The sequence below is a fragment of the Rhizobium sp. R693 genome, assembly GCF_002211315.1.
In the GTDB taxonomy this organism is placed as follows: domain Bacteria; phylum Pseudomonadota; class Alphaproteobacteria; order Rhizobiales; family Rhizobiaceae; genus Rhizobium.
The window spans coordinates 91,599-103,947 of the sequence record NZ_LOKY01000023.1; the positions used below are offsets into that span (position 1 = coordinate 91,599).

At 60.0% G+C, this 12,349-nt stretch carries 11 protein-coding genes; 7 read left to right on the plus strand and 4 right to left on the minus strand.

Going from position 1 to position 12,349, the window contains the following annotated elements; all coding sequences use genetic code 11:
• Positions 1-19: 19 nt before the first annotated feature.
• Positions 20-664, minus strand: a complete 645-nt coding sequence (locus ATY79_RS18130) for an arylesterase (RefSeq protein ID WP_088692985.1) — start codon at positions 662-664, stop codon at positions 20-22.
• A gap of 53 nt (positions 665-717) precedes the next feature.
• On the opposite strand from ATY79_RS18130, the gene ATY79_RS18135 reads away from it, so the two are divergent.
• From ATY79_RS18135 to ATY79_RS18150, 4 genes are all read left to right on the plus strand, one after another.
• On the plus strand, positions 718-1,425 hold the full coding sequence (locus tag ATY79_RS18135) for an ABC transporter ATP-binding protein (RefSeq protein WP_088692986.1): 708 nt from the start codon (positions 718-720) through the stop codon (positions 1,423-1,425).
• Positions 1,422-3,965, plus strand: a complete 2,544-nt coding sequence (locus ATY79_RS18140) for an ABC transporter permease (RefSeq protein ID WP_088692987.1) — start codon at positions 1,422-1,424, stop codon at positions 3,963-3,965. Before ATY79_RS18135 ends, ATY79_RS18140 begins: the two co-directional genes overlap by 4 nt.
• Positions 3,966-4,144: 179 nt before the next feature.
• Positions 4,145-4,873 carry a Bax inhibitor-1/YccA family protein gene (locus ATY79_RS18145; protein ID WP_088692988.1) on the plus strand — a complete coding sequence of 243 codons (729 nt, stop codon included), beginning with the start codon at positions 4,145-4,147 and terminating at the stop codon, positions 4,871-4,873.
• Between the two features lie 110 nt (positions 4,874-4,983).
• Positions 4,984-5,541: a GNAT family N-acetyltransferase gene (locus ATY79_RS18150; protein WP_088692989.1), complete on the plus strand. Its 558-nt coding sequence runs from the start codon at positions 4,984-4,986 to the stop codon at positions 5,539-5,541.
• A gap of 6 nt (positions 5,542-5,547) precedes the next feature.
• On the opposite strand, the gene ATY79_RS18155 is transcribed toward ATY79_RS18150, so the two are convergent.
• The 3 genes from ATY79_RS18155 to acnA all read right to left on the minus strand — a co-directional run bounded on the left by ATY79_RS18155 (position 5,548) and on the right by acnA (position 9,975).
• The gene (locus ATY79_RS18155; RefSeq protein WP_088692990.1) at positions 5,548-5,949 is read right to left on the minus strand and encodes a DUF2794 domain-containing protein; all 402 of its coding nucleotides are present in this window, start codon (positions 5,947-5,949) and stop codon (positions 5,548-5,550) included.
• A 365-nt stretch (positions 5,950-6,314) separates the two neighbouring features.
• Positions 6,315-7,052 carry a thioredoxin family protein gene (locus tag ATY79_RS18160; RefSeq protein WP_088692991.1) on the minus strand — a complete coding sequence of 246 codons (738 nt, stop codon included), beginning with the start codon at positions 7,050-7,052 and terminating at the stop codon, positions 6,315-6,317.
• Positions 7,053-7,284: 232 nt separating this feature from the next.
• A complete protein-coding gene (gene acnA / locus ATY79_RS18165) occupies positions 7,285-9,975 on the minus strand; it encodes an aconitate hydratase AcnA (protein WP_088704544.1) in 2,691 nt (896 codons plus the stop codon).
• A gap of 259 nt (positions 9,976-10,234) precedes the next feature.
• Between acnA and ccmA the strand changes: the two genes are divergently transcribed.
• The 3 genes from ccmA to ATY79_RS18180 are packed head-to-tail and all read left to right on the plus strand — an operon-like array spanning position 10,235 to position 12,347.
• On the plus strand, positions 10,235-10,882 hold the full coding sequence (gene ccmA, locus ATY79_RS18170) for a heme ABC exporter ATP-binding protein CcmA (RefSeq protein WP_088704545.1): 648 nt from the start codon (positions 10,235-10,237) through the stop codon (positions 10,880-10,882).
• Complete coding sequence (ccmB, locus tag ATY79_RS18175; RefSeq protein WP_088704546.1) at positions 10,879-11,538, plus strand: heme exporter protein CcmB; 660 nt, start codon at positions 10,879-10,881, stop codon at positions 11,536-11,538. The genes ccmA and ccmB overlap by 4 nt, the downstream gene beginning before the upstream one ends.
• Positions 11,539-11,585: 47 nt before the next feature.
• Positions 11,586-12,347: a heme ABC transporter permease gene (locus ATY79_RS18180; protein WP_088692995.1), complete on the plus strand. Its 762-nt coding sequence runs from the start codon at positions 11,586-11,588 to the stop codon at positions 12,345-12,347.
• Positions 12,348-12,349: the final 2 nt, after the last annotated feature.

The window sequence follows — 12,349 nt, forward strand, 5'->3', positions numbered from 1 at the left end:
TGGGCACCTGTGCAAGCCCCTAATTCTTCACAGTAGAAATCGTTCCCAAGAATTGCGTGATAGCCGGCTCCATCTTTTCGACCATCACATCGACACCCTTGCTGTTGGGATGCATCCCGTCCTCGAGCTTTAAACCAGCCTCAAGAGCGACGCCGTCCAGAAAGAATGGATAGAGCGCAACACCATGTTTTTGTGCGAGTTTCTGGTATATCGAGTTGAAGCGTGCGGCATAGTCATCGCCCATGTTGGGCGGTGCCAGCATACCGACAAGGAGAACGGCTATCCCGCGTTCCTTTAGCCGGGCAATCATCTGCTCGAGATTCTTCTCGCTTTCTTCAGGAGGAATGCCACGCAGCGCATCATTGGCGCCGAGTTCGAGGATTACGCCGTCAGTGCCGTCTGGAACCGACCAGTCGATTCGCGCAAGACCGCCTGTCGTCGTGTCGCCCGACACGCCAGCATTGGCGATTGATATATCCACCCCTTTGGCTTTCAGGGCTGCTTGCAGTTTTTCCGGAAAGCCGTCACCGGGAGGAAGCTGATAGCCCGCCATCAGGCTGTCTCCAAAACCGACCAGGCTGATTGTCCTTGCACTGGCCGCGACCGCAAAGGTCAGCGAAGCAACAATGACGGCGATGTGAAGGCCGGCAACTTTAAAACTCATTCCGCTTTCCCTAGATTGGCAGGACGATCGGCATCTATATAGGGCGAATACTGTTGGCAAAAACCATCATCGAGTTGAAGCGCGCCGATTTGACGCTTGGCAACGCCGCTGCGTCCGTCCATGTGCTGAAAGGCATTGACCTGACGATTGCCGCCGGGGAGTCGGTCGGCATCGTGGGACCGTCGGGCTCCGGAAAATCCACCCTGCTTATGGTGCTCGCCGGGTTGGAAAAACTCGATAGTGGCGAAATCAACGTCAGCGGCACCCCATTGCATGCCCTGAGCGAAGACGAGGTGGCCGACTTCCGTGGCCGCAACATCGGCATCGTTTTCCAATCCTTCCACTTGATTGCCAACATGACGGCGCTGGAAAACGTCGCTGTGCCGTTGGAACTCGCCAACCTTCCCAATCCCTTTGAGATTGCGCGCCGCGAGCTAAAATCTGTCGGCCTTGGCGATCGATTGAACCACTATCCCGGCCAGTTGTCCGGCGGCGAACAGCAGCGTGTAGCAATTGCGCGCGCCCTTGCGCCCTCGCCGGCGTTGCTGATTGCCGACGAACCGACCGGCAATCTCGACACCGACACCGGCCGTCAGATTGCCGATCTCCTTTTTTCCAAACAGGCCGAGCGCGACATGACGCTGCTGCTCGTTACCCATGACACTGCACTCGCTAAGCGTTGCTCCAGGCAGATCAGAGTTCGTTCCGGCCAGATCGAGGGCGATAGCGCGCCAGTGCAGCCTGAGGCGGCGATTGCATGACATTGCTGAGCCCGCGCGTCTCCCTCGCCTTCCGTCTCGCGCTTCGCGAGTTGCGCGGCGGGCTAGGCGGCTTCTACATTTTTCTGGCCTGCATCGCTCTCGGGACCGGTGCCATTGCGGCAGTCAATTCGGTTTCGCAGTCCATCACCGACACGATCGCGACGCAAGGTCAGGAGATTCTGGCCGGCGATGCACGCTTCGAGCTCAACAACCGCGAGGCCACCGAAGCGGAGATGGACTTCCTGCGTGGCTTAGGAAAGGTGTCCGTATCAACAGGCCTGCGCTCGATGGCGCGCAAACCGGACGGCTCGGACCAGGCTCTCGTCGAAGTCAAGGCGGTCGATGGCGCCTATCCGCTATACGGCACCTTCCAAGCCCAACCGAACTATCCTTTGCACACGCTCCTTTCCGGGCAGAGCGGCACCTACGGTGCAGTTGCAGCGCCGCTTCTTTTGGAGCGGCTCGGCCTCTCCATTGGTGACGAAATCCTCCTCGGCAACGTCATTCTGAACGTCACCGGAACGATCAAGACCGAACCGGACGCGGTTTCGGAAGGCTTCGGTTTCGCGCCGCGCCTTCTTGTGAGCAGGGAGGCGCTGAAGGCGTCCGGCCTCATCCAGACCGGCAGTCTGGTCGAACACGCCTACAAGATCCGCATGGACGACCCCGCCGAGAGATCTATGATCGGCGATCGGGCCGCGAAGGAATTTCCGTCGGCCGGCTGGTCAATCCGCACCAGCGACCGGGCAGCCCCGTCGCTAACCGAGAACATTGAGCGGTTTTCGCAGTTCCTGACTCTGGTCGGACTGACAGCGCTGATCGTCGGTGGAGTCGGCGTCGCCAATGCCGTGCGAGCCTTCCTCGATTCCAAGCGCACAACGATAGCGACGTTCAAATGTCTCGGCGCACCGGCAGCAACCGTCGTGCTGATCTATCTCTTTCAGATCGCAATCATTGCTCTCGGCGGCATGGTCGCAGGCTTGGTCATCGGCGCGCTGGCACCAATCGTGGCATCACAATTCCTGGCGCAATTTCTGCCTGTTTCCACCGCCCTGACATTCTACCCCGGGGCCTTGGCCCTCGCAGTCCTGTTTGGCATTTTGACAACGCTGGCCTTTGCCATCATGCCGCTCGGACACTCCCGCGAGGTTCCGGCGACAGCGCTCTTCCGCGAGCAGGGTTTCGAAGCGCGGGGGCTACCCTCCTGGCCGTATATCCTTCTTGCCGCAGTCTTTCTGCTTGCCCTCGCCGGGCTCGCGATCGCAACTGCCTATGATCGCTTCATTGCAATCGTCTTTGTCGGGGCAATCGTCTTTGCCTTCGTGATCCTGCGGCTCGTCGCAGCCGGCATTGCTTGGCTCGCGCGCCGCAGCCCACGGGTGAATTCGCCAGCCCTGCGGCTCGCAATCGGCAACATCCACAGGCCGGGCGCTCTGACGCCCTCCGTCGTCCTGTCTCTCGGCCTTGGCCTGGCCCTTCTCGTGACCCTTACCTTGATCGACGGCAATATGCGGCAACAATTGACTGGACGCATGTCTGCTGGGGCGCCGAACTTCTTCTTCGTCGACATTCAGGGATCGGAACTCGAGAAATTCCGCAGCGTCGTCAAAGCCAGTTCGCCGGATGGCAAGCTGGTCGAGGTGCCGATGCTGCGCGGCCGAATCCTCGCGCTTAACGGCGAGGATGTAGCGAAGCGGAAGGTGCCGCCGGCCGGCCAATGGGTGCTGCGAGGCGACCGAGGCATCACCTATTCGGAAGCAATCCCAGAAAATGCATCTTTGACCGATGGTTCGTGGTGGCCGAAGGATTACAGCGGTGAACCACTCGTCTCCTTCTCTGCCGAGGAGGCAAAGGAACTCGGCCTGAAGATCGGCGATACCGTCACCGTCAACGTGCTAGGGCGGAACATCACCGCCAGGATCGCAAACCTGCGCAAGGTCGAGTGGGAATCGCTTTCCATCAACTTCGTGATGGTGTTCTCGCCGAATACGTTCCGCGGCGCCCCCCATGCCTGGTTGGCGACGCTCACCGACCCGACGGCGACCTCCAGCCAGGAGGCCGCGATCCTCAAGTCCGTGACAAACACCTATCCGACGATCACCAGCGTGCGGGTCAAGGATGCGATCGACATCGTCAATACCCTGGTGGCGCAGTTGGCAACGGCGATCCGCGCCGCCGCCTCGGTCGCACTCATCGCATCGGTCCTCGTCCTTGCTGGCGCTCTGGCGGCCGGCAACCGCGCTCGTACCCACGATGCGGTCGTCCTCAAGACACTGGGCGCGACGCGGCGAATGCTGATCCGTGCCTTCTGCTACGAGTACCTCATCCTCGGCGCTGCGACCGCGGTCTTTGCGCTCTTTGCCGGTGGCGTCGCGGCCTGGTTCATCACCACCCGGATCATGCGCATCTCCTCGCACTTCCTGCCCGATGTCGCCGGCCTGACGCTCGTGACGGCCCTGGTGCTGACCGTCGGTATTGGACTCATCGGCACTTGGCGCATCCTGGGGCAGAAGGCGGCACCCGTTTTGCGCGAACTCTGATGGACCGAACGGAGAAATTCCCTTCACCTTACGGCGATTTAACCCGATCTCGGGTTGCAAGGGCCTTGTTTGCGAAAGCCGAAAGGCTCATATTGTCTGCAGGCATGCTGGGCTCCGCAGCGGCGCCCGGGTTTTTGCGCCCGACACCGTGTCCACACCGGAGCTTGTAAGAGGAAACTATGGCTGACCTTCGTAATTACCAAGGCCGCGTACAGACTGGCGAGATGATCGACCAGGGCCTACGCAGCTATATGCTCAAGGTCTACAACCTGATGGCGCTGGGTCTGGCGATCACGGGTGTAGCCGCCTATCTGGGCTTCAATTTCGCCGTTCAGGACGGCCAACTGACGCAGTTTGGCGTATTGCTTTTCCAGTCGCCGCTCCGTTGGGTGGTGATTCTTGCACCGCTGGCCGCCGTGTTCTTCCTGAGCTTCAGGATTAACCGGATGAGCGTTGCCGCCGCGCAAACGACCTTCTGGGTCTACGCCGCGCTGGTGGGACTATCGCTCGCGTCCATCTTCCTGGTCTACACGCAGTCGAGCATCACGCAGACGTTCTTCGTGACCGCGGCCTCCTTTGGCGCGCTCTCGCTGTACGGCTACACGACCAAGCGCGATCTCTCTGCGATGGGCTCGTTCCTGATCATGGGTCTTTTCGGCCTGATCATCGCGTCGATCGTGAACATCTTCCTGGCATCGTCCGCGCTTCAGTTCGCGGTTTCGGTGATCGGCGTTCTGATCTTCGCGGGCCTTACCGCCTACGATACGCAGCGCATCAAGGAACTGTACTACGAAGCCGATGGTGCGGATGTTGCCGGCCGCAAGGCTATCATGGGTGCACTGACACTGTATCTCGACTTCATCAACCTCTTCATGTTCCTCCTGCAGTTCATGGGCGACCGCAAGTAAGGAACAGGAACGCCATCGAAAAAGGCGGCTTCGGCCGCCTTTTTTGTTGCCTGGTTACGCGGAGAGTGATTTCTGGAGGAGTCCATTGTCATTTCCGACCGGCTGCCTGAATGCCCATCTCCCTCCGCGACGCTTCTTCATTCGACCTCCCCACCATCACCGCAATCTATCGAGAATCCGTTCAGAATGGTGTCGCAAGCTATGAGATCGTCCCGCCTGAACAGGGCGAGATGGCGGCACGATTTTCCGCAATCACCGGCCAGGGCTATCCGTATATCGCCGCGATCGATGAGGATGGTAGCCTGCTTGGCTACGCCTATGCCTCGGCCTTCCGCACGAGGCCGGCCTATCGTTGGATGGTCGAGGATTCGATCTACCTGGGGCCAGAAGCACGTGGCAGGGGAATTGGAAGGCTGCTGCTCGCCGAACTGATCCGACGTTGCACGGATCTTGGCTTTCGCCAGATGGTGGCCGTGATCGGTGGCGCACATCCGGCGTCGATCGCCTTGCATCAGGCACTCGGCTTCGAGGAAACCGGCCGCCTGAAAGGAACGGGCTACAAGCACGGCCGCTGGCTCGATACGATGATCATGCAGCGCGCCTTGGGTGATGGGTCTGCGACGGACCCCGACACCTCGACCTATCCAGGCACCCTGTTCAAGGCCTGAGCCGAGCTACTTCTCGACCAGCTTCAAAACCTTGTTGAAGACCTTCAAGACCTGCTGCAACTCGTGCCCGCGCTTCAGGATGACGCCGTGCGTATTGATAACGGAGTAGGCACCCTGCTTGGCGGCGAGCTTCGGATTCTTCTCGATACGAAAGAGCGGCAGTTCGCCCGATCGTTTGAAAATCGAGAAGACGGCACGGTCTTTCAGGTGATCGATCGCATAGTCACGCCAGTCACCCTCGCCGACCATCCGGCCATAAATCCACAAAATCGCGTCGAGCTCGCGTCGGTGGAACGTGACCGGCGCTGGGTCCCTACTCTGCTTATATTCCTTGAGATCTACGACGACTGAGGAACTGCTGTCGGCTAACCGGCTCTCGCCGTGCCGCAAATCCTGCTGATCTGTCATCAGTCTCCCTGTGCCTCCGCTTGTGACAGGTGAATGACAGTTTGCCTTAGCGTATATAAATTGCAAGCAGGCGATCAGTCACATTAATCATAGTCTGTGCAATCTCCCGCGTGCCTCAATTCAGTCAAAACAGCGCCTCATTTGCAAGGGAAATTCCCTCACGACTGCGCCGCGGGGCCGTTCGGATCCGCGTTGCACACGAATTACGCATGATCTTTTTGCCAGATTCGGTCTGCCAAAGGGGTCGTGTGCGAGTTTGGCGCCAGCGCGCCAAAGGGCCCGGCTGACCGTATCGACCTTAACCCCAGCCCCGAATACGATCAGCCGGGCCGCCCCGTTTTCCATCCGCTAACGCGGATGAAACGTCAGATGTTCTTCCCGGCCATGACAACCGTCGCTCCGAGAATCGCTGACGGATTACCATCAGCGGTGGAGGATTGAAGTAGAATCGCACAGCCCTCGAGATCCGGCTTCTGCATTACGCTTGCCGGCAGCGTCAAGCTCGTTTCCTTGCCCTCCCACATGCCGACGGTCTCCACATCGGCAACGCTGTTGAGATAGGCAATCTTCTGGCCGCTGTTTTCGCCCTTCTCCACGTCGATGGTTTTCTCGCGGTTGAAATAGACCATGACGACATTGGCTTTGCCTTGTCCTGCCCCGATCTTTATCTCGAGCTGGTCGCCGCGCACCTCAGCCTTCACCGGCACTGTCAGGCCCATGCCTTCGGCTGCATAGCCATCGATCTTCTTATTGATCGCACCGAGATCGGCGCCTGCAACGTGGTCGCGGCCATTGATGATGACCTGAGGCGTATAGACGTTGGCACGGCCCATCGACTGCGCATAACCATACTGCCGCTCGGTATTTTCCTTGGAACTCAGCGTGTCGGCCCATCCCATGTAGTTCCAGTAATCAACGTGATAGGCGAGAGCGATAACGCCCCCCGCCTCGACGAGCTTACGGAAAGCTGCATCGGCTGGAGGACAAGAAGAACATCCCTGTGAGGTGAAGAGTTCAACCACACCTTTCGGCGCGTCCTGGGCAAAAAGTGGGCTGGCAAGCGCCACACTTGCAACCAGAGAAATCAGAAACCGCGGAGACATTCATGCACCTTTTCTTCAGCACCTACTGCCTCGCTTCGCCGCAGGTTCCGATGTCTGAACGTAGAGATAATGGTTCTAAATCGAAACGGAAAGTCACGAAGGGGTGAGACCAAGCTTCGTGGAAGCCAAGCCGAAACACATCGTCGTGAGCAGGCATTCGATACCTCGCGTTCAAACAAAAACCGCCGGAAATCTCTTTCCGGCGGCCATTGTCATGGAAGTCTGTTAACAATCAGGCAGCGAGATCGCGCAGAACCGTCTGCAGGATGCCGCCGTTGTTGAGGTAGATCACTTCGTCGAGCGTATCGACCCGCGACAGCAGCGGAACTTCCTTCACCGTGCCGTCACCGTAGGTGATCTTGGCGATCTTCTTTTCACGCGGCTTGATGTTTTCGAGACCTTCAATGGTGACAAGTTCGTCGCCCTTCAGGCCGAGGCTTGCCCAGGTTGTGCCCTCTTCGAAGACGAAGGGGATGACGCCCATGCCGACCAAGTTCGAGCGGTGAATACGCTCGAAGGACTGTGCGATGACCGCCTTCACGCCGAGCAGATTGGTGCCCTTCGCAGCCCAGTCGCGGGACGAACCGTTGCCGTATTCGACACCAGCGAAGATGACGAGCGGGACGCCCTCGGCCTTGTACTGCATGGCCGCGTCGTAGATCGATTCCTCTTCCTTCGACGGATAGTGGATGGTGTAGCCACCTTCCTTGCCGTTCGGGCCGAGCATGTGATTGCGGATGCGGATGTTGGCAAAGGTGCCGCGCATCATCACTTCATGGTTGCCGCGACGCGTGCCGTACTGGTTGAAGTCAGCGACGCCGACATTGTTCTCGAGCAGGTAAGAACCGGCCGGAGACGCAGCCTTGATCGAACCGGCCGGGGAAATGTGGTCGGTAGTGATCTTGTCGCCGAAGAGGCCGAGAACGCGCGCGCCCTTGATGTCGGAAATGCCCGTGCCCTTCTTGCCCATGCCCACGAAATAGGGTGGGTTCTGCACGTAGGTCGACTTGTCGTCCCAGGCGTAGGTCTGCCCGGCCGGCACGTTGACGGCCTGCCAGTTTTCGTCGCCCTTGAAGACGTCGGCATACTTGGTCTCATAGAGCTCGCGAGTGACATACTTCTGGATGAAGTCCTGAACCTCATGCGAGGTCGGCCAGATGTCCTTAAGGTAGACCGGGTTGCCGTTCTGGTCTTCGCCGATCGGTTCCTTGGTCAGATCCTTCTGGACAGAGCCTGCGAGCGCGTAAGCGACGACGAGCGGCGGGGATGCCAGGTAGTTCGCCTGGACATCAGGCGAGATGCGGCCTTCGAAGTTACGGTTACCGGACAGAACGCCTGAAACGATGAGACCCTTGTCGTTGATCGTCTTCGAGATCGGCGCCGGCAGCGGGCCGGAGTTGCCGATGCAGGTGGTGCAGCCGAAGCCGACGAGGTTGAAGCCGAGCTTGTCGAGGTCCGCCTGGAGGCCGGACTTTGTGAGGTATTCGCCGACGACCTGCGATCCGGGCGCCAGCGAGGTCTTGACCCACGGCTTGGACTTCAGGCCCTTGGCGACGGCGTTGCGAGCGAGAAGGCCGGCGGCGATCAGCACCGACGGATTGGAGGTGTTGGTGCAGGACGTGATCGCGGCAATCGCCACGTCGCCGTGACCGAGGTCGAAGTCGGTGCCTTCGACCTCGTAACGGTTGGCGAGCTGGCCGGGCTTCCTGTAGTCGGTATCCATCGAGCCGGCGAAACCGGAGGCGATGTTTTCCAGCGGGATGCGGCCTTCGGGACGCTTCGGACCGGCCATGGCGGGCACGACGTCGCCGAGGTCAAGTTCCAGCGTGTCGGTGAAGACCAGATCGGAGCCGTCGCCTTCGCGCCACATGCCCTGCGCCTTGGAGTAGGCTTCAACTAGCGCAATGCGGTCCTTGGTGCGGCCCGACATGTTGAGGTAGTTGATGGTTTCGCCGTCAACCGGGAAGAAGCCGCAGGTCGCGCCATATTCCGGACCCATGTTGCCGATCGTCGCACGGTCTGCGAGCGGCATGTTGTCCAGACCGGGGCCGAAGAATTCGACGAACTTGGAAACAACGCCCTTCTTGCGCAACATCTGCACGACCATCAGCACGAGGTCGGTCGCCGTGACGCCTTCCTTGAGCTTGCCGGTGAGCTTGAAGCCGATGACTTCAGGCAGGAGCATCGAGACCGGCTGACCAAGCATGGCCGCTTCGGCTTCGATACCGCCGACACCCCAGCCGAGAACGCCGAGACCGTTGATCATCGTGGTGTGCGAATCGGTGCCAACGCATGTATCCGGATAAGCGATGGTCTCGCCATCCTCTTCCTTCGTCCAGACGGTCTGGCCGAGATATTCGAGGTTGACCTGGTGACAGATGCCGGTGCCCGGAGGAACGACGCGGAAGTTCTTGAATGCCTGCTGGCCCCACTTCAGGAAGCGGTAGCGCTCGCCGTTGCGCTGATATTCCAACTCAACGTTCTTGGCGAAGGCCTGCGGCGTGCCGAATTCATCGACGATAACAGAGTGGTCGATGACGAGATCGACGGGAACCAGCGGGTTGATCTTCTCGGGGTCGCCACCGAGCGAAACCATCGCATCGCGCATCGCGGCGAGGTCGACGACGGCGGGAACGCCGGTGAAGTCCTGCATCAGGACGCGCGCCGGGCGGTAAGCGATTTCGTTTTCGACAGCACCCTTGTTGTTGAGCCATTCAGCAACGGCCAGAATGTGCTCCTTGGTCACCGACTGGCCGTCTTCGAAGCGCAGCAGGTTCTCGAGCAGAACCTTCATCGAATAGGGAAGCCTCGAAACGCCCGGAAGGCCATTCGCCTCAGCCTTGGGAAGGCTGTAATAGACGTAGTCCTTACCGTTCACGGTGAGCGTGGAACGACAATTGAAGCTGTCAAGAGATTTAGACACGAGAGACCCCGTTTCTGATAGCGAACACAATCGTGCGGACGCCTATGCACTTTATGCACATCAGGATGCGGGTACGGCCATTTCCGCTGTCCGCACGTGGAGCGAAGCCCCATGTTCGGCGCAAGGATGAAATTCACGCCGACCGCTGGCGTGGTTGCGGGTCTTATAGATAATTTCTAAGAAAGGTGCCAGAGAGTGCGTGACCCATTTCGGATTTTTTTGCATTGCGATGACTGAAAAATTAAACCACGGAAAAGTCATGCATCTCGAGATCGCCAATCTGGCCGCGCGCCGGGGGGAAGACCTGATTTTCGAAGGCGTGTCCTTTCGTCTGGAATCGGGCGAAGCGCTGGTTTTGACAGGCAAAAATGGATCCGGAAAGTCAACTTTGCTCCGTGTCGTCGCCGGTCTGCTGCGTCAGGAAAGAGGCTCGGTGAGCTTCACCGATTCGCATGGCAACACTCACGGACGCGTCGGCGAAATCAGCCACTACCTCGGCCACCGCAATGCAATGAAAAGCGAGCTGACAGTCGCCGAAAACCTTGACTTCTGGCGCCGTTTTCTTGGAGAAGCGCACGACGCTTCGACCGTTTCCATCGATGAGGCTGCCGAGGCGGTAGGGCTTGAGGGGATCACGCACCTTCCGTTCGGCTACCTCTCCGCTGGGCAGCAACGCCGCTTCGCCTTTGCCAAGCTGCTTATCGCCTACCGGCCGGTATGGATTCTTGACGAACCGACCGCAGCGCTGGACACAAGCGGCGACCGCCTCTTTGCCGAACTGATCGAGACCCATCGCCACAAGGGCGGGATCGTGCTTGCGGCAACCCACCAGCCACTCGGCCTGGAAGGCGCGCAGGAATTGCGGATGGCGGGATTTGCCCATTCCGGACGGGGAGTATGGGCATGACCGCACTTCTGCTGCGCGACCTCAGACTCTCCATCCGCGCCGGCGGCGGCGCGCTGATCGGCGTCCTCTTCTTCCTGACCGTCGTCGCGGTCATCCCCTTCGGCGTTGGGCCCGATCTCGCACTGCTGTCCCGCATCGGCCCGGCCATCGTTTGGATCGGCGCACTGCTTGCAGCGCTCCTCGGCCTTGACCGCCTGTTTCAGGCCGAACGTGACGATGGCTCGCTCGACCTCATGCTGATGCACGAAACCCCACTGGTCCTGACGGTGCTGGTCAAGTGCCTGGCACACTGGGTCGCCACCAGCCTGCCGCTGGTCATCGCCTCACCGCTGCTTGGCCTCTTCATGAACATGAGCGAGACGGCGATCGGCGCGACGATGCTGACACTGCTCGTCGGTTCGCCTGCGATTACCTTCATTGGCGCTGTCGGCGCAGCCGTTGCCGTCGCCCTGCCGCGCGGCGGACTGCTGGTCTCGATCCTAGTGCTGCCGCTGACCATCCCCGTGCTGATCTTCGGCGTCAGCGCCACCTATGCGGCGGTGGAAGGACCCTCTCCCTTCCTGCCGCCCTTCCTGATCCTCATCGCGCTCACGCTGTTCTTCGCCGTCATCGGCCCGGCGGCGGCGGCACTGGCGCTCCGCAACACGTCGGATTGATGGAGCGCTCGATTGCGGCATAAGGCATATCGAGGTAAGGAAACGGCATGAGCGAAACGAGCCTTGCCATCACGAAATTCAGCGATCTCGCCAACCCGACGCGGTTTCTGGCGCTGGCCGCGCGCATCCTGCCCTGGATGGCCGGGTTCACGACTCTCTGTTTTATCGTGGGGCTGTATCTCAGCTTCACGACCGAAGGCGACTACCAGCAGGGCGAAACAGTTCGCATCATGTATATCCACGTGCCGGCCGCCTGGCTGTCCATGATGGGCTATACGATCATGAGCCTCTCGGCGATCGGCACACTCGTCTGGCGCCATCCGCTGGCGGATGTATCGGCAAAGGCAGCAGCCCCGCTCGGCGCCGCCTTCACGCTGATTGCCCTCGTTACCGGCTCCCTCTGGGGCAAGCCGATGTGGGGCACCTGGTGGGTCTGGGATGCCAGACTCACATCCGTCTTCATCCTGTTCCTGATGTATCTCGGGCTTATCGCCCTCAATCGCGCCATCGACGACCCGTCCAAGGCCGCCCGCGTCAGCGCCGTCCTGATCCTTGTTGGCTTCGTCAACATCCCGATCATCAAGTTCTCGGTTGACTGGTGGAACACGCTACATCAATCCGCAAGCGTCCTGCGCCTCGACGGCCCGGCCATCGATCCGGAATTCCTGCGGCCGCTGCTGGTGATGGCCGTCGCATTCACCGCGCTCTTCTTCACCCTGCACATCATGGCCATGCGCAACGAAATCTGGCGTCGCCGCGTTGCGGCGCAACGCCGCATGGCTGCCCGCCTGGCGAGCCGCGAGGGATAGCC